The 23,717-nt window shown below is 72.6% G+C and carries 17 protein-coding genes, 1 other RNA gene and 1 pseudogene; 4 read left to right on the top strand and 15 right to left on the bottom strand.

Going from position 1 to position 23,717, the window contains the following annotated elements:
* The 8 genes from ACFYMU_RS08420 to ACFYMU_RS08385 all read right to left on the bottom strand — a co-directional run bounded on the left by ACFYMU_RS08420 (position 1) and on the right by ACFYMU_RS08385 (position 13,592).
* On the bottom strand, positions 1-2,916 hold the full coding sequence (locus ACFYMU_RS08420) for a BTAD domain-containing putative transcriptional regulator (RefSeq protein ID WP_388369788.1): 2,916 nt from the start codon (positions 2,914-2,916) through the stop codon (positions 1-3).
* Positions 2,917-3,373: 457 nt separating this feature from the next.
* Positions 3,374-4,642, bottom strand: coding sequence for an ATP-grasp domain-containing protein (locus ACFYMU_RS08415; protein ID WP_388369785.1), 1,269 nt, complete (start codon positions 4,640-4,642; stop codon positions 3,374-3,376).
* A gap of 45 nt (positions 4,643-4,687) precedes the next feature.
* Complete coding sequence (locus ACFYMU_RS08410) at positions 4,688-9,661, bottom strand: amino acid adenylation domain-containing protein (protein ID WP_388369782.1); 4,974 nt, start codon at positions 9,659-9,661, stop codon at positions 4,688-4,690.
* A 14-nt stretch (positions 9,662-9,675) separates the two neighbouring features.
* On the bottom strand, positions 9,676-10,413 hold the full coding sequence (locus tag ACFYMU_RS08405) for a thioesterase II family protein (RefSeq protein ID WP_388369779.1): 738 nt from the start codon (positions 10,411-10,413) through the stop codon (positions 9,676-9,678).
* On the bottom strand, positions 10,410-10,619 hold the full coding sequence (locus tag ACFYMU_RS08400) for an MbtH family protein (protein WP_388369776.1): 210 nt from the start codon (positions 10,617-10,619) through the stop codon (positions 10,410-10,412). Before ACFYMU_RS08400 ends, ACFYMU_RS08405 begins: the two co-directional genes overlap by 4 nt.
* A 3-nt stretch (positions 10,620-10,622) precedes the next feature.
* On the bottom strand, positions 10,623-11,618 hold the full coding sequence (gene sbnB, locus ACFYMU_RS08395; RefSeq protein WP_388370322.1) for a 2,3-diaminopropionate biosynthesis protein SbnB: 996 nt from the start codon (positions 11,616-11,618) through the stop codon (positions 10,623-10,625).
* Positions 11,619-11,656: 38 nt separating this feature from the next.
* Positions 11,657-12,703, bottom strand: coding sequence for a 2,3-diaminopropionate biosynthesis protein SbnA (sbnA, locus tag ACFYMU_RS08390; protein ID WP_388369773.1), 1,047 nt, complete (start codon positions 12,701-12,703; stop codon positions 11,657-11,659).
* A 268-nt stretch (positions 12,704-12,971) separates the two neighbouring features.
* Entirely contained in the window at positions 12,972-13,592 is a 621-nt protein-coding gene (locus ACFYMU_RS08385) for a CGNR zinc finger domain-containing protein (protein ID WP_388369770.1), read from the bottom strand.
* Positions 13,593-13,733: 141 nt separating this feature from the next.
* On the opposite strand from ACFYMU_RS08385, the gene ACFYMU_RS08380 reads away from it, so the two are divergent.
* Both ACFYMU_RS08380 and ACFYMU_RS08375 read left to right on the top strand, forming a co-directional pair.
* The gene (locus tag ACFYMU_RS08380) at positions 13,734-14,282 is read left to right on the top strand and encodes a carboxymuconolactone decarboxylase family protein (RefSeq protein WP_388369767.1); all 549 of its coding nucleotides are present in this window, start codon (positions 13,734-13,736) and stop codon (positions 14,280-14,282) included.
* A 124-nt stretch (positions 14,283-14,406) separates the two neighbouring features.
* Positions 14,407-15,354, top strand: coding sequence for a pyridoxamine 5'-phosphate oxidase family protein (locus tag ACFYMU_RS08375; RefSeq protein WP_388369764.1), 948 nt, complete (start codon positions 14,407-14,409; stop codon positions 15,352-15,354).
* Between the two features lie 123 nt (positions 15,355-15,477).
* Here ACFYMU_RS08375 and ACFYMU_RS08370 read toward each other — a convergent pair whose 3' ends face one another.
* The 4 genes from ACFYMU_RS08370 to ACFYMU_RS08355 all read right to left on the bottom strand — a co-directional run bounded on the left by ACFYMU_RS08370 (position 15,478) and on the right by ACFYMU_RS08355 (position 19,153).
* A complete protein-coding gene (locus tag ACFYMU_RS08370; protein ID WP_388369761.1) occupies positions 15,478-16,080 on the bottom strand; it encodes a tyrosine-type recombinase/integrase in 603 nt (200 codons plus the stop codon).
* A gap of 327 nt (positions 16,081-16,407) precedes the next feature.
* Positions 16,408-16,824: RNase P RNA component class A (gene rnpB, locus ACFYMU_RS08365), an RNA gene on the bottom strand.
* Between the two features lie 85 nt (positions 16,825-16,909).
* The gene (locus ACFYMU_RS08360) at positions 16,910-17,488 is read right to left on the bottom strand and encodes a Uma2 family endonuclease (protein ID WP_388369758.1); all 579 of its coding nucleotides are present in this window, start codon (positions 17,486-17,488) and stop codon (positions 16,910-16,912) included.
* 225 nt (positions 17,489-17,713) lie between these two features.
* The gene (locus tag ACFYMU_RS08355; protein ID WP_388369755.1) at positions 17,714-19,153 is read right to left on the bottom strand and encodes an RNB domain-containing ribonuclease; all 1,440 of its coding nucleotides are present in this window, start codon (positions 19,151-19,153) and stop codon (positions 17,714-17,716) included.
* Positions 19,154-19,241: 88 nt separating this feature from the next.
* Here ACFYMU_RS08355 and yaaA point away from each other — a divergent pair.
* Together yaaA and ACFYMU_RS08345 are read left to right on the top strand one after the other, a co-directional pair.
* Positions 19,242-20,043 (top strand): annotated as a pseudogene (gene yaaA, locus ACFYMU_RS08350) (peroxide stress protein YaaA).
* Positions 20,044-20,123: 80 nt separating this feature from the next.
* On the top strand, positions 20,124-20,540 hold the full coding sequence (locus tag ACFYMU_RS08345) for a hypothetical protein (RefSeq protein WP_388369752.1): 417 nt from the start codon (positions 20,124-20,126) through the stop codon (positions 20,538-20,540).
* 82 nt (positions 20,541-20,622) lie between these two features.
* On the opposite strand, the gene ACFYMU_RS08340 is transcribed toward ACFYMU_RS08345, so the two are convergent.
* Genes ACFYMU_RS08340 through ACFYMU_RS08330 form a run of 3 tightly spaced genes read right to left on the bottom strand, consistent with a single transcriptional unit; the run spans position 20,623 to position 23,612 of the window.
* On the bottom strand, positions 20,623-21,951 hold the full coding sequence (locus ACFYMU_RS08340) for a bifunctional RNase H/acid phosphatase (protein WP_388369750.1): 1,329 nt from the start codon (positions 21,949-21,951) through the stop codon (positions 20,623-20,625).
* A 12-nt stretch (positions 21,952-21,963) separates the two neighbouring features.
* Positions 21,964-22,707 (bottom strand): zinc ribbon domain-containing protein, encoded by a 744-nt coding sequence (locus tag ACFYMU_RS08335; protein ID WP_388370319.1) that lies wholly within the window; start codon positions 22,705-22,707, stop codon positions 21,964-21,966.
* Complete coding sequence (locus tag ACFYMU_RS08330) at positions 22,704-23,612, bottom strand: Nif3-like dinuclear metal center hexameric protein (protein ID WP_388369747.1); 909 nt, start codon at positions 23,610-23,612, stop codon at positions 22,704-22,706. Before ACFYMU_RS08330 ends, ACFYMU_RS08335 begins: the two co-directional genes overlap by 4 nt.
* Positions 23,613-23,717 lie beyond the last annotated feature (105 nt).

Here is a 23,717-nt window from a genome sequence, read left to right as displayed (position 1 = left end):
TCAGCCGACCGACGTCATCGGGCCGCCCAGGATGGCAACGATGTCAGCCCGGGCAGCGGCGGCGCCGCTGTGGTCCAGGATCCGCTCCCGGATCCTGGCCGACTGCGAGTAGTAGTGGACGGCCCGTTCCACGCGACGCAGGTGGGCGTTGACCCGGCCGAGGTCGTGCAGCACGTACCCTTCTCCGACCAGGTCGCCGCTCGCCCCGACCATGGCCAGGACCTCGAGCAGCGTCCGTTCCGCCGCCTCGTACCGGTGCTGGTACATCAGCATCTGGCCCAGCCGCCGCAGTGCGAGGGCCTGGCCCCGGTTGAAGCCGACCGACCGGCAGATCCCGAGGGCCTCGTCGAGATACGAGCGGGTTCGCGCGAAGTCCCGTCGCCGCATCGTGATGTGTGCCATCTCGCACAGCACGTACGCCCGGCCGATGACGTCCTGCGCCCGCACGAAGTTGCGCTCGGCGCTCTCGTACAGGGCCAGCGCCCGATCGTCGTCGCCATGGTGCCGCTCGATGCGCCCCAGGTCGCGCAGGCACAGCGCCTGACCACTCAGCTCCCCGATCCGCTCGAAGATCTCAAGGGCGGTGCTGAGGTAGGGGCCCGCTGCCTCATGCTCGCCCCGGTGCAGGTGCAGGGTCCCCAACGAGCCGAGAACCGCCGCCTGTCCCCGTTCGTTGCCGGCCTCCTGTACCGCGGTCAGCGCTATCCGGTGGGTGCGCTCCCACAGCTCGGGATAGCCACGGGCCTCGAAGAGCGTCACCAGAGTCGTGGCCAGCTCCCAGCACAACTCGTCCAGCCCGGCCCGGGCCGCCGACTCGACCGCGTTCAACAGGTTGGTCTGCTCGCTCTCCAGCCACCCGAGCGGGTCGCGGAGGCACCGCCGGACGTGGTCCTCCGGCGGATACCATCGTTCGGCCCGGCCCGCCACGATGGTGTACGCACCACCGTAGATCTCCTTGTGCGCCCTCTCCGCGAGGGCCATCCAGCCACCGACCATACGCCGCACCGCTCCGGCGCGTTCCGCCTCGGGAATCTCCTCGGGCAGCCGCTCGTACGCGAACGTCCGTACGATCTGCGACAGTCCGCATCGGAACTCCCCGTCCTGGTCCATGGCGGTGATGTCGAGGAACCGCATATCGATGAGCGGTTCCAGCAGATCAGCGGGACGCGGCGTGCGGTCGTCGACGAGGGCGGCCCCCAGCCAGCTGGGAATCTCCGTCCCCTCGGCCAGGCTGATCAGGCACAGCAGGCGACGGTCGGCCGCCGTCAGGCCGTCGTAGCTGAGGGAAAGACTCGCCCGGATCGACAGGTCGCCGTAGGCCAGCTCGTCCAACCGGCGGTGCTCGTTCTCCAGCCGGTTCCACATGGAGGTCAGTGACCAGTGCGGGCGCGCGGCCAGTCGCGCGCCGATGATGCGCAGCGCGAGGGGCAGCCCGCCCACCAGGCGTACGAGGGCCCGTGCCGCCTCCCGCTCGCTCTCCAGACGATGCTCTCCGATGATCCGCCCCAGGAGTTGGACGGCCTGCTCGGTGCTCAGCGGCTCCAGGTCGAACCGGCGGGTGCCCGGCAGCGCCGTGAGCTGGCCGCGGCTGGTGACCAGCACGCCGCTGCTGCCGGTTCCGGGCAGCAGGGGCATCAGCTGCGACTCGCTCACCGCGTCGTCCAGCAACACCAGGATCCGGCGATCGGCCAGCAGACTGCGGTACATCTCCGCGCGCTCGTCGAGCGCGTCGGGCAGGGCCTGGCCCGGTACGCCCAGCGCTCGCAGGAACCGCCCCAACGCCTCGGCGGGGGCCACCGGTTGTCCGCCCGGCCCGCGGAGGTCGCAGTAGAGCTGCCCGTCCGGGAAGTACTCGGTCGCGAGTCGGTGCGCCACGTGCCTGGCCACCGTGCTCTTGCCGACACCGGGTCGGCCGAGCACCAGGACCACATTCAGTTGCCCCTTTTCCTGTCCCTCGGTGACGGCGTCGCAGACCGCCGAAACGATCGTGTCGTCGGCCACGAAGTCGCCGATGTCCGCGGGGAGTTGCCTCGGGGTCACGACCGTGTCGGGATCGGCGCCGCGCTCCGGCACCGTCTCGGAGAGCGGTGTCGCCGCGGGAGAACAGGGTTCGGCCGGTCCGGCCGGTGCCAGATCCGCGTCGTCGGTCAGGATCGCCTGCGCCAGGTCGCGCAGTTCCCTTCCCGGGTCCAGGCCCAGTTCCTCGGTGAGCATCGCACGGCCCTGGTGGTAGACGTCCAGCGCCTCCGCCTGCCGGCCCGAGCGGTGCAACGCCACCATGAGGTGCCCTCGCAGCCGCTCACGCAGCGGATGGCCGGCGACAAGCCGCTGCAGTTCGCCGACCAGGTGCTCGTGACGGCCCAGCTCCAGCTCCAGCCGCATGCAGGTCTCCACCGCTTCCAGGCGGCTCTCGTCCAGCTGCGCTGCCGTGCCGGCCAGGACTTCGCTGGGTACGCCGGCCAGGCACCGGCCCCGCCACAGGGCGGTCGCCTGACGGAGCGCGTCCACCGCGGGCACCTTCAGACCCTCACGGGCCAGGGCATGCGCCTCGGTCACCAGGCGACGGAATCTGCCGACGTCGGTCGCATCGTCCGGCGCCCTCAGGACGTACCCGCGAGCGCGGGTCTCGATGGTGGCGTCGACTCCCCCGTCCGACAGCGCCTTGCGGAGCCGGGAGACGCAGATCTGCACCTGGGTGCGTGCGGTCTTCGGCGGGTCGTGAGCCCAGATGACATCCACCAGATGGGCGGTCTCCACCACCCGGTTCAGTTCGAGCACCAGAGCCCCGAGGACGATCTCCTGCCGGCCCGGTGCCACGTACACGGCCCCCAGCTCGCCGCTCACCTCGAGTGGCCCGAGCACCCGGAAGGGAGCCGCCGTCGCGCCGCTGCCTTCATAGTCTGCCGAAGCTGCCATGCACACCCTGTTTCTGTGGTTTCCACCAGGCCCGGTCCGGCTCGCGCCGTCGCGGCAGGGGAACTCACGCCTGCCTGGCTGCTCTTCCGCAACCATGGGCCAACGCGGTTGCTGCCCCAGCCAGGTACATGCATACCTGACCCGAAAGGTTGCCTGGCTGGTCACGCGACCTCGCGCGGCCGCTCGGCGGACGGGCGCGCCGTGCTTCCGAGGGCACTTCCGTGGCACATTCGGCCAGACCATCGACCAGGACGGTGGGGGCGTCGTCCCGGCGACGGCTTTTCACGGAACAAGGGGAAGCGGACGGTGCCCCGGGCACCGTCCGCTTCCCCTTGTCCGTGTCGCTCGTCAGGCCCGCGGGACGACGCGGTACCCGCGGGTGTCCGGTGGCCGGCCTCCCCCGGTCAGCCGGTCGTGGCCGGTGCGGTGCCAAGGCGCGGCAGCCCGTGGCGCGTGCTCACCCCTGCTCTTCGTACTCGACGTGCAGCGTCCGGGCGAGATGGTCGCGGAACGCCTCGGCCGCGGCATCCGACTCGTGGTGGGAGAGCACGATCGCCGGGTATCCGGACCAGTCCGGGTAGGGCTGCAGCAGTGCGCCGGGGCCCACCGTCTGCACCACGTGGTCCACCTGCGGGTCGGTGCGCACCGCGTCCAGGCCGCGTACCCGGCTGATGCGTCCGCCGCTGCCGACCGGCACCAGGTAGGCCGCCGCATGGCCGGCCGGCGCCGGCTCCTCACGCCAGCAGAGCGGTTCCCGGCCGAGGTGGATGCGCAGCGCGTCGGCGGCCAGGTCGATCCCGCTGCTGCCCTGGACGAGGTGGTGCATGAAGCCCCCGCCGCCGATGCGCGCGCCCATCTCCAGCAGCACCGGCCGCACCCCGCCGACCAGCCGCAGTTCGGTGTGCGTGGTGCCCTCCGTGACGCCGAAGGCGCGGTGGGCGCCGATCACCTCCGCCTCGATCGCGGCGAGTATCTCGGCGGGCAGTTGGGCGGGGGCCCGCAGCGTGGTCTCCTCGAAGTAGGGCCCCGTCATCTCGCCCTTCCAGCTGACGGCGCAGACCCGTACCTTCCCGTGGTGCACGAGGGACTCGGCGGAGATCTCGGGCCCGTCCAGGTACTCCTCGACCAACACGCCGACGGCTGAGGCCGATCCCACGGCGGCGCCCTGGTGGCCTTCGACGATCTTCCAGGTGCGGGCCACGGCCTGCTCGAGGCTGTCCTTGTCGTCCACACGGATCACACCGAAGCTGGAGTGGCCGTTCGCCGGCTTGACCACGACGGGGAACCGCAAGGTCAGCGCGTCGGTCCAGCCGTCCGGATCCTCGATGACCACGAAGCCGGGCACGCCCAGACCCGCCTCCAGCAGGCGACGGCGCATGCTGCGCTTGTCGCGCACCACGTTCGCGGCCTCCTCGGTCAGGCCGGTGAGGCCCAGCTCCTGAGCGGCGCGCGCCACGAACGGCACGACCTGCTCGTTGCCCGCCATGATTCCGTCGAAGGGCTCCCGCCGGTAGCGGTCGGCGAGCATGGACAGCGCACCTTCCGGATCTCCGTAGATGTCCAGCGGCAGCAATTCGACCACCGCGTCGGGCCGCAGCGCGGACTCCGCCGAGTCGTCCCCCCTGGGGACGAGGATCAGGTCGACACCGGCACGCTCGGCGGCATCGAACAGCCAGGGGAGCGTGGACAACTGACCGACGAGGACGAGTTTCGGGCGCTGTGGCATGACGGTTCTCCAGGGTTCTGCCGTGGGCGGCGTTGATCTGCGTGTTCAGTCGGTCGGTTCGGTACCGGTCGTGGAGCCCGGGTCCGCGGGACGTGCGTCCTCCTCCAGGGCCTCGGCGAGGCCCGCGACCGTGGGGTTCCTGAAGACCAGGACCGGCGAGACCCGGCGTCCGAGTCGCTCGCCGAGCCGGCCCGCGACCGTGGTGATGGTCAACGAGGTGCCGCCGACGTCGAAGAAGTCGTCCTGTGGCCCGAAGTCCTCCTCGACGCCCAGGCACTCCCGCCACACGTCGGCGACGAGGAGCTGCTGCTTGGTGACCGCCCGGCGGGCGGCGGGGGCCGGGGCGGGCACCGGACGTGGGTCGGGGAGTGCGTCGCGGTCGACCTTGCCGTTCGGGGTGAGGGGGATCTCGTCGATCACCGTGCAGCTCTGCGGCAGCATGTACGGCGGCAGTCGCTCCGCCAGGTGGGCGCGCAGTTCCGCCGGGTCCGGGGAGGGCCGGTCGGGGTGCTCGAGGACCAGGTAGGCCGCCAGGCGGTCCACACCTGTGCTGGTGCGCCGCACGGCCACCACGCAGTCGGCGCAGGCCGGGTGGCTCCGGAGCGCGGACTCGATCTCGCCGAGCTCGATGCGGAAGCCGCGCACCTTGACCTGGTGGTCGTTGCGGCCGAGGAAGACCAGGTTTCCGTCGGGCAGCAGCCGGACCACGTCGCCCGTGGCGTACATGCGGGCGCCGGGCTCCGCGGCGTACGGGTCGGGCAGGTACGCCCCTGCCGTGCGGGCCGGCCTGCCGAGATAGCCGCGGCCGACCGCGCTGCCGCCGACGTACAGCTCGCCGCGACAGCCCGGGGCGACCGGGCGCAGCCGCGGGTCCAGCACGTAGAGGCGCGCGTTGTCGGTCGCCCGGCCGAACGGGACGCTCGGGCGATGGCTGTGCCGGTCGAGCAGTTCCTCGGTGATCGGGCAGAACGCCGAGGTCACGGTCGCCTCGGTGGGCCCGTACTCGTTGAAGACCTGGCATCCCGGCGCGGTGGCGGCCAGGATGCGGCGGGCCACATCGTGCGGCACGGCCTCGGCACCGGTGAACACCAGGCGTACGGAGCCGAGTCGGGAAGCGGCATCCGTACCGGATTCCAGCAGGATGCGCATCTGCGAGGGTGTCGCGTTGAGCGTGGTGACACCGCGCTCGGCGACCTCGCGCAGGAACTCCTCGGGGTCGTAGGCGGCGGTGGGGCTCGCCAGGTGCAGTTGGGCACCGGACCCCAGGCACTGGAAGATCTCCCAGACCGAGTTGTCGAACGCCACCGAGTGGTTGAGCAGGGCCCGGTCCCGCCCGGTGAGCCGGCACAGCCGCTGGTTCCACTCCAGGAACCCGGTGATGTTGGCGTGGGTGATCGCGACGCCCTTGGGGTTGCCGGTCGAGCCGGACGTGTAGATCACGTAGGCGAGGTGGTGCGGCTGTGCCTCGTCGGCCGGCCCGGCCTCCGCCCCGGGATCCTGGTCCACCGCCACGAGCCGTACACCGTCGCCGAACAGGGCCGAGGCGGGGTGCCCCGGGTCCGCGACGACCAGGCGTACGCCCGAGTCGGCCAGCAGGTACCGCAGCCGGTCCGCGGGGTGGCCGGGGTCGAGCGGGACGTAGGCACCGCCCGCCTTCAGCACACCCAGCAGGGCGACCACCAGTTCCACCGAGCGTTCCAGGCAGACGCCGACCAGGCTTTCGGGGCGCACGCCCCGGGCCCGCAGCTCCCTGGCCAGGGCCGAGGCCCGGGCGTCGGTCTCGGCGAACGTCAGCGACCGGCCGTCGCCCACGACGCAGATCGCGTCCGGCGTGGTGCGCACCTGGCGGTCCCACAGGCGGACCAGGGTGGTCGGCTCGGGCAGCGGCTCGGTCCGGTCGCCGACGGACAGGGCGCGCAACTCGTCGGCCGAGACGATCTCCAGCTCGGACGGCCGGGCCGTGACACCGGACACCATCTGCTCGATCACCCGCAGGAAGTGCCGGCCGAGACCCTGGACGAAGTCCGCGTCGAACAGGTCGGTGGCGTACTCGATGGAGAGGCTGAGGTCACCGGCCCCGGCGGCGTGGTCCGTCACGTCGAAGGCGAGGTCGAAGCGGGCGGTGCCGAGCCGCCCCTCCAGCTCCTTGCGGTCGTACAGCTCGGTGGCCTGACCGGCCCTCGGCTCCTCGTGCAGGGCGAACAACACCTGGAAGAGCGGGTTACGGCTCAGGTCGCGCTCGGGGCTCAGCTGCGCCACCAGCTTCTCGAAGGGCAGTTCCTGGTGCGCGTACGCCTGCCGCGCGACCTCCCGGACCCGGCCCAGCAGCTCGCGCCAGGTCGGGTCGCCGGACAGGTCGGTGCGCAGGACGACGGTGTTCACGAAGTAGCCGACCACAGCGTCCAGTTCGGGGCGCGGCCGACCGCCCGTCAGGGTGCCGACGGCGATGTCGCTCTCGTCGGCGTACCGGCCGAGCAGCACCTGCAACGGGGCCAGCAGGCCCATGAACACGGTGACGCCCTCGGCCCGGCACAGCATGCGCAGCCGGTGCGCCAAGTCGACCGGGACGCGCAGCAGTTCGCGTCGGCCACGGTGGCTCGCGACGGCCGGCCGGGGCCGGCTGGTCGGCAGCTCCAGGACGGGCAGGCCGGACAGCCGGGTGCGCCAGTGGTCGAGCAGCCGCTCCAGCTCGGCGCCGGTGAGTCGCTCGCGCTGCCAGGCCGCGTAGTCGGCGTACGTCACGGGCAGCGGTGCCGGGGCGGGGCGGCGGCCGGCCGCGAGCTCGGTGTAGAACTCGCCCAGTTCCCGCACCAGCAGGTCCACCGACGCGCCGTCACAGGCTATGTGGTGGATCGTCAGCAAGGTGAGGTCACGGCTCGGGGTGCGCAGCACGTCCGCGCGCAGCAGCGGCGAACGGTCGAGGGCGAAGGGGGCGCGGATCCGCTCGGTCACCAGGGCGTCCAGGTCCTCCTCGGCGACGTCGGTGCGGCGCAGCGGCACCGGTCCCGGCTCGCGCAGCTCGGGGCGGGCCCGGCCGCCGACGCCGACGAGGGCCGTGCGCAGCGCCGGGTGCCGCTGCACCAGCGCGGAAAGGCACTCCTGCAGCAGCGTCAGGTCGACGCGCCCGCCGGGCAGGCCCAGGGCGACCGGCAGGTGGTAGGCGGGCACCGCGTCGTTCAGCTGCTCGAAGAACCAGATCCGCTCCTGGCCGAAGGAGAGTTCGGCGGTCGCGGCCGTGGGGATCGGCTCGTCGTCGGAGGGCGTCACGCCGTCCAGGGCGGCGGCGAGCGCGGCGGGTGTCGGACACGCGAAGACCGACTGGGCGTCGACCGGCACACCGAGCTCCGCACGCAGCCGGGCCACGGCCCGTACCGCGGTGAGCGACTGGCCGCCCAGGCCGAAGAAGTCGTCGTACGGGGACACGTCGTCGAGCCCGAGCACCTCGGCCCATACGCGGCGCACCGTCGCCGTGTGCGGCGGCAGCCGGGCGTCGTCGGTCATCGGACCACTCGCCCGGACCGGGCTGTGGGGGATCCGCCGCACGGCGCCGCGGTCGGCCTTGCCCGCGGGGGTGCGGGGCAGGGCGTCCAGCACGGCGTAGCCCTGGGCCACCATGTGGGCGGGCAGCCGCTGCGCGAGGTGGTCACGGACCTGGCGAGGCAGGTCCTCGGGCAGGTCCGGCGCGTCGTGCGCGGGCACGAGGTACGCCACCAGCCGGTCGCCGCCGGCCGCCTCGCGGTCGACGACCACCACCGCGTCCGTGACGAGGGGGTGGCTGCGCGCACAGGACTCGACCTCGCCGAGCTCGATGCGGAAGCCGCGCACCTTGACCTGGTGGTCGTTGCGTCCCAGCACCTCCAGGATGCCGTCGGCGGACCACCGGGCGAGGTCGCCGGTCCGGTACAGGCGCCCGGAGGCGTCCCCGAACGGGTCGGGCACGAACCGGTCGGCGGTCAGCGCGGGCCGGTTGAGGTAGCCGCGCGCCACACCCGCGCCGCCGATCCACAGCTCGCCGGTGACTCCTGGGCCGGTCTCCCGCCCGCCCTCGTCGACGACGTGCAGCCGGGTGTCGGACAGGGCCGTCCCGACCGTGACCCGGTCGGCCACGGCGTCGATGCGGGCCGCGGTGGCCCACACCGTCGCCTCGGTCGGCCCGTACAGGTTCCACAGGGTGCCGCCGGTGGCGAGCAGGTCGCGGGCCAGCTGCGGATCGAGCGGCTCACCGCCCGACAGCAGGACCCGGCCGTGCCCGTCCGTCCAGCCGGACGCCAGCAGGATCCGCCAGGTGGTGGGGGTCGCCTGGACGACGCTCACAGCCGCCTCGGCGATGGTGGCGGCCAGCAGCTCAGGGTCGGTGTTGGCGGCGGGTGGGGCCATCACCACCGTCGCTCCCCGGGTCAGCGGCAGGAACAGTTCCAGTGCCGAGATGTCGAACGACAGCGGAGTCAGCGCGAGGACCCGGTCGTCCGCCCCGAGGCCGGGGCGTTCGGCCGCACTCCGCAGGAACGAGGCGATCGCCGCGTGGTCGACGGCCACGCCCTTGGGCAGGCCGGTCGAACCGGAGGTGTAGATGACGTAAGCCAGGTGGTGCGGACGTACCACCGGGGCCACCGGTGCGGCAGGTTCCGCGGGGAGGTCCTCGACCAGCAGGACGTCGGGGGCGCCGGCCGCCAGGGCCTGTGCGCGGTGGTCCGCGTCGCACAGCCACAGCCCGGCCCCCGAGTCGGTGGTCATGTGGCGCAGCCGGTCGGCCGGGTAGCTCGGGTCGAGGGGCAGGTAGGCGGCGCCCGACTTCAGGACGCCGAGCAGGGCCACCACCATCTCGACCGAGCGGCCGAGACAGACGCCGACCAGGTTCTCCGGTCCGATGCCGCGTGCCTGCAACTCGGCGGCGAGTGCCGTGGCCCGGCGGTCCACGTCCGCGTAGGTGGCGCGGTGTGCCCCCGCGACGACGGCGACCGCGTCCGGTGTCGCGGCTGACTGCTGCTCCCACAGTGCGACCAGGGTCGTCGGCGCCATGAACGGATCCTTTCTCAGCCCCGTGCGGGGAAGGTGCGCGTGATCGTCTCCGCCAGCTGTCGTTCGGCGCCGCGCACATACAGGTGGGGGGCGCCCGGGAACAGGTGCAGTTCGAAGCCGGCCGAGGTGTGCTCGCGCCAGGCGGCGAGCTCCGTCTCGTCGACGCTGTCGTCGTCCGAGCCGGCCAGCACGGTCAGGGGGCAGGGCAGGGGTGCCTCGGCCCGGTGCGTGTACGTCTCGCACAGCGTCAGGTCCGCACGCAGCAGCGGCAGCAGCAGCTCGTGCAACTCGGCGTCCACGCCGTCGAACTCGGCCGTGGCGAGCAGCTCGTCGTCCGGCAGCGTGTGCCGCGGGTCGCGGTCCGGCAGGCCGGGGGCGCGCATGCTCGACAGGAACAGACGGTCGGGCAGGGGCCTGCCGAGCGCACGGAGCCGCCGGGCCGTCTCGAAGGCGATCAGGGAGCCCATGCTGTGCCCGAAGAAGGCGTACGGAAGGTCCGTGTGGTCCGCGACGAGCGGCGCGAGCGCGGCCACGGCGTCGTCCAGGGACGTCAGGGCCGGTTCGGCGAACCGGTTCTCCCGGCCGGGCAACTGGACCGTGCAGACTTCGACGCTGTCCGGCAGGTACGCCGCCAGCCGGTAGGCGGAGGCGCCTGCTCCCGCGTGCGGGAAGACGAACAGGCGTCGCTGCGCGGTCGGTTCACGGCTGCCAAGACCGCGCAGCCAGGCCATCGCGAGGGCGGTGGCCGTCATCGTGACGCTCGCACGGAGCACGGGGTCATGTCGGTCCACACCTGCTCGATGTGGTCCAGGCACTCCTGGCGGGTGCCTTGCGCGCCGGTGGCGGTCCAGCCCGCGGGCAGCTCACGGTCGGCGAACCAGACCGAGTACTGCTCCTCGTGGTTCACCACGACGACGTACCGGTCCTCGGCGGGGCGCGGGGCGGGTGAGGCACTCACGCGTCAGGCCCCCACTCCGGTGAAGAAGTCGCTCTCGCGACGGCCCCCGCCCGCGGCGACGACCCGGTCGTGCACCCACTTGCCGACGGCGAGGTCGAGCACGCCGAGGCCGAACGGCGAGAAGACCGCGGGGCGTTCGTGGTTCCGGCGCAGCCGCCCGCGCAGCAGGTCGGCGAGGGTGCCGTCGATGAAGTCACGGTTGCCGGTGCGCTGTTCCGTCAGGTGCAGCGAGGTGCGCTCGCGTACGGCGTGGTCGATGTCGTCGGTGAAGTTCTGGGCGGCGAGGATCATCTCGGGGGCCAGGTCGCGCAGCGACAGGTGCAGGACCACCGGGTTGTGGGCCAGCAGCCGGGGGTCGTGCAGGTGCGGTTCGCCGGCCACGGTGGTCAGCACCACCAGGTCGCAGTCGGTGAACGCGTCCTCCACCTTGTCGGCGACCACGATCTCGGCCTCCGTGTGCTCGGCCACGACGGCGCCGAAGCGGCCCGCCGCCGCCGGGTCGAGGTCGAAGAGCCGGAAGCCGTCGATCTCCCAGTCGAGATCACGCAGGAACCGCCGTACGTGCTCGGCGATCAGCCCCGTGCCCACGATGCCGACCCGGCGGGCACGGCGCGCGCCGAGCAGCGTCTGCGCGCCGAGCACCGCGGAGGCCGCGGTCCGCGTCGCCGAGACGATCGAGGACTCCATGCAGGCGAACGGGTAGCCGGTGACGCAGTCGTTGAGGATCAGCGTGGCCGAGGCCCGGGGGATTCCGTGCCGCGTGTTGTCCGGGAAGCTGGCGATCCACTTGTTGCCGGCGACCTCGAACTCGCCACCCAGATAGGCCGGCAGGGAGATGATGCGCGACCGGTCCCGGTGCGGGAGACGCAGGAACGAGCTGTGCGGGTTCGAGCTCTGACCGGCGTCGTGCGCGAGGTAGGCGGCACGGACGACCTCGATGAGCTCCGGACGGTGACGGTCCGTCTCGGCGGCGATGTCGCCCGCACCGATCACGGTCATGGGCGGCGGGGCCAGGGTGGACACGGGGTGGGGCTCCTTCAGTTGACGGCCAGGGTTTCGACGCGGGCGGGCTGCGCCGCTTCCGCGCGCAGTTGCTGCACCCACGTAGGGTCGTAGACGGTCTGGGCGTAGGCATGGCCGCGGTCGGCGGCGACGAAGGCGACCCGGGGGCGGTGCGCGCCGGGACGGTGTGCGCCCGGGCGGTGTGCGCCGGGACGGTGCCGAGCGAAGTGGTCCTGGACGGCGGCATAGGTGCTGCCGGTCGAACCGCCCGCGTACAACCCGTACGCGGTGGCCAGGGTGCCGCAGGCCTCGACGGCGCGCACCTCGGAGACGATCTCGACCTGGTCGATCAGCGCCTGATCGCACAGCGGCGGCACGATGCTGGAGCCGATGCCGGGTATCCGCCGCTTCTTCGGCGGACCGCCGAAGATCACCGAGCCTTCGGCGTCGACAGCGACGACCACGCAGCCCGGATACGTCTCCTTGATCCGGTGGGAGAGCCCGGCGATCGTGCCGCCCGTGCCCACGCCGACGAAGAGATAGTCGAGCGGGCCCGCTTGCGCGATCAACTCGCCCGCGGTGAAGCGGTAATGCGCGTCGCGGGCATCCGGGTTGGCGTACTGGTTGGGCCAATAGGCCGAGTCGAGTTCGACCAGCAGCTCCTGCACCCGGGACAGCCGACTCTTCAGGTAGCTGCCCGTCACATCACGGATGGCGACCTTCTCCACCCGCTCGCACAGCAGCCGGAGTTGGGCCTCGGTGGCCTCGTTGCAGTTCGGATCGATGACCGGGACGAACGAAATGCCGAGCATACGGCAGTAATAGGCCAGGGCCAGCGCGAAATTTCCGGACGACGACTCGACCACCGTGGTGCCGTGCGCTATCTCCCCGCGACCGATTGCCTGTTCCAGGATCCACAGTGCCGAACGGTCCTTGCTACTTCCAGTGGGATTGCAGAATTCCAGCTTCACGACGATGTCGCACTGCTCGTCCGCCAGGGAAATCAACGGGGTTCCCGTGAGGCCCCTGCGAATCTGCTTTACCCGTTCGATCAGAGATTTGTCAGCACGCCCGTGGAGCATGCGCCGAGTCTGGCACGGGGTCGGCCGAGGCGGCTCAACCGCGACTCAAGCGCGGTACGACAATGCCTGCCGGCAAAAAGAGAGGCGCTGTCCGACCGTCCACGTCACCCTCGGCCACCGACCTCGAAGCCGGCCTCTCCGCGACCGCCGAGTCCGCTCTCAGAGGGCGGCAAGTGACGTGCTGCCCGTTTCGCGCTTCCGTGTCCTGGTGGAGGGCGTAGTCGATGCCGGTCCTGGCCGCCGGCCGGTCGAAGCCGGTGCGTGGCGGTCAGGCAATGCTCTGGCGGTGACGCTGGTAGTGGCGGGCGGAGCGGGCACGGTTGCCGCAGCCTGCAGAACACCACTCCCTGCGGGAGTGGTTCTTGAGGAAGTACAGGACGCACCCCGGCGCCAGGCAGGCCCGCAGCTGGTGGCGGGCGTCCTGGCTGAAGAGCGTGATGGCCTCCTCGGCGATGGCCGAGACGGCGGCGGAGGCCGCTTGCCCGCTGGTTCGGGTGTGCCGTGAGGGTTCCTCGCCGGGCGTCCATGACAGAGCCGACCAGTGGGGAGTGTCGCCGGCGGCCCGGTTGAGCACGGCGACGGCCGCATGCAGCTCGCGAGTGTCGGACACGGCCGCCGAACGCGGATCTCGGGTTGCCTCGGCGGCCAGCCGACGCAGAGCGTCGCGCAGGCCAATCAGCCGGTCGCCAAGTGTGCCGAGATCAGACGCGGTCAGAGCGTCAAGATCACCCGGGGCCATCAGATCAACCCGGGAAGCGACGGCATGCAGCCAGGCCCGGGTGCCGTCGGGATCGCGCAGCGCATCGTGCACGCCGTCCCGGTCCGCCCAGATGGTGTTCATCAGCTCCACGGGCAGCGGCTCGCCCAGCAGCGGTGCGTTCGTTTCCACGGCGTCGAGGCTACCGCGCTCCTAACGGTTGTCACTCGCTCCAACCGTTTGACAGGACGGGTGGCCCGTGCCATGGTTTTTCCAACGGTTACTGGCGCATCCAAACGTTAGAACCGAAGTGATCGAAGGAGCCCTGTTCTCATGACCGGTTTCGCACCCGTCGAGCCCGCCACCGCGACCGGCAAGGCCGCCGAGCTGCTGGCCGACGTGCAGAAGACCCTCGGCCTGACGCCGAACATGACCAAGGTGATGGCGAACAGCCCGGCGCTGCTCAAGGGCTACCTGGCCCTGAACGGCGCGCTGGCCGCCGGCGTCCTGCCCGCCCCGGTCCGCGAGCGTCTCGCGCTGGCCACCGCCGAGTACAACGGGTGCGAGTACTGCCTCTCGGCCCACACCTACATCGGTGCGAACCTCGCCAAGATCGAGGCTGGTGAGCTGGAGGCGGCACGCGACGCCAAGGCGTCCGACCCGCACACCCAGGCCCTGCTGAGCCTGTCCGACACGATCGCCCGCGGCCACGGCCAGGTCGACGACGCCGCCGTGCAGGCCGCCCGGGACGCAGGCGCCACCGACGACGAGATCGGTGAGGTCGTCGGGCATCTGGCCCTGAACGTCCTGACCAATTACTTCAACATCCTCGCCAAGGTCGACAACGACTGGCCCGTGGTCACCCCACGCGTCGCGGCCTGACCCGGCCCCAGGCCCGCCGACCCGGCCCACCGCCCCCGACCGGGGCCAGGCCGGCGGCCACACCCCTCGCCGACCTCGCCGACCTCGCCGACGGCATGGCCGGTAGCGCGTGGAAGGAAAAACGATGACGAACCCGGCACGCACCATCACCACCGGCTTCCACGAGGGCGAGCTGGCCGTGCAGCGCAAGGCGGGCGTGACCCAGGACGCAGCCCGGCTCACGGGCATGCTGGCCCCGGCCCGGCTGCGCGGCGGAGCGACCCGGTTCCTGGCGGAGCGGACCTTCGCGGCCATCACTGCACGCGACGCCGACGGCACCCTGTGGACATCCCCGCTCGCCGGCCCGCCAGGATTCCTCCACGTCGCCTCGCCGACGGCCCTCGATGTGCGGGCCCTGCCCGCCGCAGGCGACCCACTCCAGCGCCTGCCGGAGCACCAGCCGGTCGGGCTGATCATCGTCGAGTTCGCCACCCGCCGACGCTTGCGGATCAACGGCACCCTGTCCCACACCGGCAGCGACGGGCTGCGCATCGACGTGGAGCAGGCGTACGGCAACTGCCCCCAGTACATCCAGAACCGGCATCTTCACAGCGCACCCGCCGCAGACCGCACCACGGGGCCGGTACGCAGCGGACACGCCCTGACGCAGGACGACATCGGCCTGGTCCGCCGGGCCGACACCTTCCTGATCGGCACCACTCATCCCACCCGCGGCACCGACGCCTCGCACCGCGGCGGGCCGCCGGGGTTCGTCCGGGTCGAGAACGGCGAGCTGTGGTGGCCCGACTACTGGGGCAACAACATGTTCAACACGCTCGGCAACCTCCAGACCGACCCCACCGCCGCACTGCTCTTCTGCGACTTCGCCACCGGCCACACCCTGCACCTGTCCGGCCGGGCCACCCTGGAATGGACCGAGACCGGCATCCCCGGCGACGACGACAGCACCGGACGGCGGGTCCACTTCACCCCCGAGCAGTTCGTGGCCGGCCGGCTGCTGCCACTTCGGGCCGGCTCCGTCACCGCCGCCCCCGACAACCCGCCGCTGACCGACCAGCCCTCCGCACCATGAAGGACGGTTCTGCCGTGAACCACCACGTCCCCGGCCGGCTCCCGGCCCAGCCAGTACGACACCGCTAGTGCCCCAACAGGCTTGCGGCGGCTGCTCCAGCCCTCTGGGACTTCTCAGGGACTTTCAGCCGAGGTCCGTGAGCCACGCTTCGATCGCGGACAGTCCCCGCGCGCCGGCCTGCGGCATGAAGTGCGTGTACGTCCGGAGCGTGAACGCCGGGTCGGAGTGCCCCAGCCACTTCGCGAGCGACACGATCGACTCACCGGCCTCGAGCATCACCGAGGCGTACGCGTGGCGCAAGACATGGAAGCCGTGCTCACGGCTCGGCTCCCATACACGTGACGGCTTCTCGCCCGGTTGCCGTTCGGGGAGCGGCGGAATGACTCCCACTTCGGCGAGCGCGGGCTTCCATGCCTTGGTGTTCCACGTCGTGCGGTTGATCGGGCCACGCCGGCCCGTGTGGACGAGCAGCCGGACCGTCACCTTGCGCCGGTCCTCGCGCGCGAGGTCGGGCTCCTCGGGATCCAGCCACAGCAGCGTCACTTCGATCGGTTCGAAATGCTCCTGATGCGTGAGGATCCGCTTCGCGAGCGCCTGGGGCAGAGGCGCGTCGCGTTCCTTGCCGCCCTTGGGCGGACCGAAGTACAGCTGCGACTTGTGCATGAGGATCTGCCGCTCCACGTGCACGAAGCCGTCGTGGATGTCGTCTGGGCTGAATCCGAACACCTCACCCTGCCGGAGTCCGCACCCGACCCCGAGGTCGACCGTGATCCGGTACCGGGACGTTTGTCCTCGACTGCGGCCTGCGTGATCGCCTTGAGGTACACCCACGCGACATGGGCCGTGCTCGACGCCACCGCCCTCTGCACATCGCGGCGGGCAGCAGGGACAGCATCGACGGTAGCCGCAACCGTGAATCCGTACGACGGGCGTTCAGGACTGCCCCATCAGGACGGTGAAGGTGTCTGCGGCCCAGCATGCTGTCGATCGGGAGGGAAAGGGCCTCCATCGCAGATCAGAGGCCCCTTTCCCAGGCAAAGCCGCAGATGGCGGCAGACGAGTCGGGCTGTACGCCGGGTTCTGTTCCGGAGGGTTCTCGCGAGCCCTCCGGCGACGGCCATCCATCTAGGACCGGCGTTGCCGCCGGCCTCATGCGGTCTACCCGCGGACTCGGGCGGGCAGCCCTCGAACGTCCGCGCAGGAGCCCTTTCCATATCCCCGAAAAGGAACTCCCTTTTGACCTTGCTCCGGGTGGGGTTTACCTAGCTGCCCAGGTCACCCTGGGCACTGGTGGTCTCTTACACCACCGTTTCACCCTTACCGAGGACCGAGGTCCCCGGCGGTCTGTTTTCTGTGGCACTGTCCCGCGGGTCACCCCGGGTGGCCGTTAGCCACCACCCTGCCCTGTGGAGCCCGGACGTTCCTCGGGAAGGTCCACCAGGACCTCCACGCGGCCGCCCGCCCGGCTCGTCTGCCGTGCCGACCATGGTACCGGGCTCAGGGTGCGCCCCGGTGAGCAGGTCGAGCCCCGGCCGGGCCACGCCGGCCACCTACGTCAGAGGAAGTCCGCCGTGTCCAGTTCGAAGGCGAAGGGCTCCGGGAGGGGGAGCGGCTTACCGAAGGGGAGTGTGCAGTGCTGGCGGTAGTCGTCGCGTTCGGGAGTGCTGAACAGCGTGACCGAGGAGTCGTCGCGGTCGACGAGCAGGTACAGGGGGATGCCTCCACCGGCGTAGCAGCGGCGTTTGGCCTCGCGGTCGGCGCCGGGCCTGGTGGACGTCACCTCCAGGACCATGGCGACGCCGTCGCAGGGCATCCAGGGGTCGGCGCCCCGGTAGAGCCGCAGTTCCGCTGGGGCGAAGGTGCCGTCGGGGATCACGTGGTTCTTCGGGCAGGCGCCCCCGCTCTGCAGCTTCAGGCCCTTGTTCCCGGAGAACTGCATGTCGGTCCGGGCCCGCCTGATCACTTGGCTCACGATCAGGCCGATGTAGTCCTCGTGGTCCCCGTCCGGCGGCGGTGTCACAACGATCTCCCCCTCGATCAGCTCCGCCCGGAAACCCTCCGGGGTGTCCAGGGCGAGAAAGCCCTCCAGCAGGACCTGCTCCTGCGTGAGCGGCTCGTGGGCCATGGCAGTCATGTCACGCCCCTCCTTCTGTCGCCCGCCAGACTGGGACATCGGAAGATCACCTGTCCGTGAGATCGGGAACCGTTCCCTCGATCGTGGCACACGGTCACGCCCGCCGTCAGGGATGCGCGCGGCGAGCCGGTCGCTCTCCGCGGTCGTGCCCGGCGCCCCACACGGCCCGGCCGCTCCGCTGCCGCGTCGGCGACGCCGACCGTCTCGTACGCGGCGATCAGGCGATCAGGCGGGCGTGAACCGTACCGCCGCCGCTGCCGGAGCGGCCCGGGTGAGCCGGACCCGTAGTCGCTCCCCCAGCGGCAGCGGGGTCGTGGCGCTCTCGACGGGGGCGGTCACCGGCGGCCACTCCACCTGGACGGTGCCGAGGGTGGGTTCGTCCTCCTGCACGTCCACCACGCAGCCCTCGAAGACCTCGCCGACGCGGCCCTGGAGCAGGGCGGCCGCGACGGTGTCCAGGCACGCGTGCTCGACGGCGTCGGCCCGACGGCCGCCCTCCGCCGTCTCCCCGGGGAGCGCGTCGAGCGCCTCGAGGACCCAGTCGGGCGGGGCCCGGTTCGCGACGGCCGCGAGGCAGATCTCCGAGGCGTACCGGTCGGCGAGGCGGTGCAGCGGCCGGGTGCAGTGGGCGTAGGGCGCGGCGACGGCGGCATGGGTGGTCAGGGGCGGCAGCACGCCGTCGCGGAAGACCGTGCAGCCGGCGCCGCGCAGCAGGGTCGTGCACTCCTGGAGGAACGCCGCGTGATGGGGCAGGTGGGGGTCCAGGGAGCGGATGAGGCGGGCGTAGGAGGCGTGGCGGGGCCAGTCGATGCGCAGGGCGTACGCGCCGCGGCGCAGCCGGCCGATCGCACCGTGCGGCGCGGCCGGGAGCGTCCACAGCGCTCCGGTGCCGTGGGCGAGCATGAGCGCCGCCGCCGCCGTGCCGGTCAGGAGGGAGATCTGTTCGCTCCACCCCTGGACCGGGAGCGGGGCGCGGTAGGCGAGTCGGTACGTGTGGTCGTGCTCCAGGACGTCCAGTTCGGGCACGGTGAGGGAGACGCCGCCGCGCTCCGCCTCCAGTGCCCGGCGCAGTCGGCCGATGTCCTTCAGGAGGGCGACGGGCTCCTCGGCGGTGCCGGTCTCGATCTCTTTCTGCGCCTCCTGGTGGCCCAGTCGGGCACGGCTGCGGACGAGCGCGCGGCGGACGTCGGTGGCGACGCTGCGGCCGTCCGCGTCGAGGTCGAGGGTCCACAGCACGGCGGGGCGTACCGCGCCCGGCAGCAGGCTCGCGGCGCGCTCGGCGACCGGGGCCGGGTGCAGCGGGACGGTGCCGTCCGGGAAGCAGAGGGTGGTGATCCGGCGGTGGGCCTCGGTGTCCAGGGCGCCGCCGGGCGGCACGAAGGCGGCGACGTCGGCGACCGCGTACCGGACGCGGAAGCCGCCGGGGCGCCGCGCGAGGTGCAGGGCGTGCCCGGGGCCGGCGGAAGCGGACCGGCCGAGCGTGAAGAAGGGGATGTCGGTGGCGTCGAGGGCGGGCAGGCGCGGCACCCCGGTGACCCGCTCGGCCTCGGCGAGCACCTCGGTGGGGAAGTCCCCGGGCACCCCGGGTCCGCCGCGCAGCCCGCGCAGCGCGGCCCTCAGCGGGCCCTCGGGGGCGCCGACGACGCGGATGGGGCGGCGGGGCATGGTCCGAGCCTAGGGCGGGGCCGGTGGGGCGGCATCCGCACGCCCACCGGGCCGTACGCTGGCGCGGAGCTCTACTGAAGGAGTACGTGTGCTTGTCCTGCTGCCGCCCTCCGAAGGCAAGGCGCCCTCCGGACGGGGTGCCCCGCTGAGGCTGGAGTCGCTGTCGTTGCCGGGGCTGACCGCCGCGCGGGAGGCCGTCCTCGACGAACTGGTCGCCCTGTGCGCCGGCGACGAGGAGAAGGCGCGGGAGGTGCTGGGGCTCAGCGAGGGCCTGCGCGGCGAGGTGGCCAAGAACGCGGGGTTGCGGACGGCGGGGGCGCGGCCCGCCGGGGAGATCTACACCGGTGTGCTGTACGACGCCCTGGGCCTGGCCTCGCTGGACACGGCGGCCGAGCGGCGCGCGGCCGGTTCCCTGCTGGTGTTCTCGGGGCTGTGGGGCGCGGTCCGCGTGACGGACCGTATCCCCTCCTACCGCTGCTCGATGGGCGTGAGGCTGCCCGGTCTGGGGGGCGCTGGGCGCGTACTGGCGGGCGCCGATGGCCACCGCCCTGCCGGAGGCGGCCGGTGACGGGCTGGTGCTGGACCTGCGTTCCTCCGCCTACGCGGCCGCGTGGAGGCCGAAGGGCGAGACGGCGGGGCGGACGGCCACCGTGCGCGTGCTGCACTCCCGGATCGTGGACGGGGTGGAGAAGCGGTCGGTGGTCAGCCACTTCAACAAGGCGACGAAGGGGCGGATCGTACGCAGCCTGCTGTCCTCGGGGGCCACGCCGAAGGACCCGGCGGAGCTCGTGGTGGCGCTGCGGGACCTGGGTCACACGGTGGAGGCGGAGGCGCCGGCCGGGGCGGGGAGGGCGTGGTCGCTGGACGTGGTGGTGTCGGAGATCCACTGAGCCGCCCCGCCCGGCCGTCTGTCGTTGCAGATGATGCAACGGCCTTTGCGGGTACTGCTCCCGCTGGGCAGCATGAGGCCATGCCCTCACCGCTGCCCGCCTCCCCTTCCCCGGCCGCCGTCGGGGTCCTCGACCTCGCGCCCGTCGTCCCCGTGGTCGTCGTGGCGGACGTCGCCGACGCCGTGCCCCTCGCGCGGGCGCTGGTGGGGGGCGGGCTGCCAGCGATCGAGGTGACGCTGCGCACCCCGGCCGCGCTGTTCTTCCCGGCACAGGCGTCAGGCGGTACGGCCCGTCTGAGGTCGCCGGCCGGACCGCTCCCCCAGGCCCGCTTCTTCCCGACGGGCGGGATCGGCCCGGCGAACGCTCCGGAGTACCTGGCGCTGCCCGACGTCGGCTGCGTGGGCGGGATCTGGATGGTCCCGCAGGACGCGATCGCGGCGGGGGACTGGGCCCGGATCGAGGGGCTGGCCCGGGAGGCGGCGGCCCTGCGCCGCTGACTCGGCGCAGGTGGGACGCGCCGCTGACTCGGCGCAGGTGGGACGCGTCGCTGACTCGGCGCAGGTGGGACGTGTCGCTGACTCAGCGCAGGTGGGACGTGTCGTTGAGGAGGCGGAGGCTGGCGTTGCCGTCCGCGTAGTACGCCACCGCGGTCAGGGACGCCGCGGACAGTTCCATGCGGAACAGGGCCTCCTGGGGTGCGCCGAGGGCCAGGCGGACGAGCGTCTTGATGGGCGTCACGTGGGAGACGAGCAGGACGGTGCGGCCCGCGTGGGAGGCGATGAGGTCGTCCCGCGCGGCGGAGACCCGCCGGGCGACGGCCGCGAAACTCTCGCCGCCGGTGGGCGCGGCCTCCGGGTCGGCCAGCCAGGCGTCCATGTCGTCCGGGTAGCGCTCGCGGACCTCGGCGAACGTGAGGCCCTCCCAGGCTCCGAAGCCGGTCTCGCGCAGCCCGTCCTCGACGCCCACCTCCAGCCCGAGGCGGGCGGCGACGACCCCGGCGGTCTCGCGGCAGCGGGCGAGGGGCGAGGAGACGACGGCCTGCACGGTGCCGCGTGCGGCGAGCGCGGCGGCGACGAGTTCGGCCTGGCGCCGGCCGGTGTCGGACAGGGCCGGGTCGCTGCCGTCACTGCCGGAGAACCGCTTGAGCGGGGTGAGGGGGGTCTCGCCGTGCCGCAGCAGCACGAAGGTGGTCGGGGCACCGAGGTCGGGCGCCACGGAGGCGACATGACGGGCGGCCCGCACGTCGGCACGGGCACCCTCCGCGGGGGCCGCCGCGCCTCGCGGAACGGACGCGGCAGCGCCGGCCCCCGCGAGGGCCGCCCGCTCCCCGCCACGCGCGTCGCCCGTCGGTCCGGACACCGTCGCCGGACTCCCCGCGAGGGCCGCCCGCGCACGGGCCGCCCCGGCACGCGCGTCGCCCGGCGGTGCGGACGGTCCGGGCACCGCCCCGGCCGGGGGTTTTGGCTCCCCGGCGGGCCGGGAGGCGGTCCAGAGCTCGCCCCGGCTCCCCGCGTCCATCGCCTCGTTGGCCAGCCGGTCCGCGTGCTTGTTGCGCTCGCGCGGAATCCACTCGTAGGTGACCCGCGCGGCGGGGAAGACGGCGGCGGCCCGCATCGCCAGCGGCTTCATGTCCGGGTGCCTGATCTTCCAGCGGCCCGACATCTGCTCCACGACCAGCTTGGAGTCCATGCGGACGTGCACCCGTCCGGTGGGGTCCAGCTCGTGGGCCGCGCTCAGCCCGGCCAGCAGTCCGCGGTACTCGGCGACGTTGTTGGTCGCGACGCCGATGAACTCGGCGCGTTCCACCAGCGGTTCGCCCGTCGCCGCGTCCCGCACCACACAACCGTAGCCCGCGGGCCCCGGGTTGCCCCGGGACCCGCCGTCGGCCTCGACGATGAACTCCCGCACGCCGTAAGCCTCTTACAGCCCGGACTCGTTGGTACGCACCAGGATGCGACGGCAGTTCTCGCAGCGGACGACCGTGTCGGGCGCCGCCGTGCGGATCTCGTTCAGCTCGGTGATCGCCAGTTCCTGGCGGCAGCCCTGACAGGTGCGCTGGTAGAGCTTGGCCGCGCCGATGCCGCCCTGCTGCTCGCGCAGCCGGTCGTAGAGCTTGAGCAGGTCCGCGGGCACCGAACCCGCGATGACCTCGCGCTCCTTGGTCACCGAGGCGACCTCGCCGTCGATCTCCTCGAAGGCCGCGTCCCGGCGCGCCGTGGCGTCGTCGATCTTCGACTGCACCGACGCGACACGCCCGGTCAGCTCGCCGACCCGCTCCTGCGCGGACTCGCGGCGCTCCATCACCTCCAGGACGATGTCCTCCAGGTCGCCCTGCCGCTTGGCGAGCGAGGCGATCTCGTGCTGGAGGTTCTCCAGGTCCTTCGGGGAGGTGACCGCGCCGGAGTCGAGGCGCTGCTGGTCGCGGGCGGCGCGCTGGCGCACCTGGTCCACGTCCTGCTCCGCCTTGGTCTGCTCGCGGGCGCAGTCGCTCTCCTCGGTCCGCGCCGCCACCAGCAGATCGCGCAGCTGCGTGAGGTCCTTGGTCAGCGACTCGATCTCGGCGTGCTCGGGCAGGGACCTCCGCCGATGCGCGAGCTGCTGGAGGCGTACGTCCAGGGCCTGGACGTCGAGGAGTCTGATCTGGTCGGCGGGCGCGGCGTTCAGTTGGGGGCTCCAGGAGGATCGGAGGGGGCGCGCGATGCGCTCTCTGCGGGGGCGGTGGTGGGTGACGGGCGGGAGGACGCCGCGTGGGCGGTCCAGGGGTCGGTGACCGTGGTCGAGACGTGGACGCGAAGGTCCCATCCGTTCCGGTCGGAGATCTCGTCGAGCTGGGTCGCGGCCAGCTCGCACCAGGGCCACTCGGTGGCCCAGTGCGCCGCGTCGAGCAGCGCGAGAGGTCCGGGGGCGCGAGCCGCCATGAACTCGGACGCCGGGTGGTGGCGCAGGTCCGCGGTGAGGAAGGCGTCGACGCCGGCCGCGCGGACGTCGTCGAAGAGGCTGTCGCCGGAGCCGCCGCTGACGGCGACCGTGCGGACGGGCGCGTCGGGGTCGCCGGCGACGCGGATGCCCTGCGCGGTGGCGGGCAGCCGTTCGGCGGCGCGGGCGGCCAGCTCGCGGACGGTCAGCGGGTGGTCGAGCTCGCAGACCCGGCCGAGGCCCCGGCGGCCGTCCGGGTCGGTCGGGTCCGGTACGAGGGGGCGGACGACTCTGAGGTCGAGCGCGCCGGCCAGGGCGTCGCTGACGCCGGGGTCGGCGCGGTCGGCGTTGGTGTGTGCGACGTGCAGCGCGATGTCGTTCTTGATGAGGGTGTGCACGACACGGCCCTTGAAGGTGGAGGCCGCCACCGTCGTCGTACCGCGCAGGTAGAGCGGATGGTGGGTGACCAGCAGGTCCGCGCCCAGCGCGACCGCCTCGTCGACGATCTCCCGGACGGGGTCGACGGCGAAGAGGACCCGGGAGACCTCCTGGTCGGGGTCGCCCACGACCGTGCCGACCGCGTCCCAGGACTCGGCCCGCTCGGCGGGCCACAGGCTCTCCAGCGCGGCGATGACTTCAGACAGACTGGGCACGGGGAAAAGGCTACCTGCCCCGGTCCGCGTCCCGCCGGTCACGGGTCGTTCGCCCAGGCCGGGACGGGACGGACGGTACGGGGGTGCGCGGCGACGGGCCGTGCG

Origin of the sequence: Streptomyces sp. NPDC007264, from assembly GCF_042869095.1 — a bacterium.
GTDB lineage: Bacteria > Actinomycetota > Actinomycetes > Streptomycetales > Streptomycetaceae > Streptomyces.
This window is presented reverse-complemented; position numbering and strand designations above follow the sequence as displayed.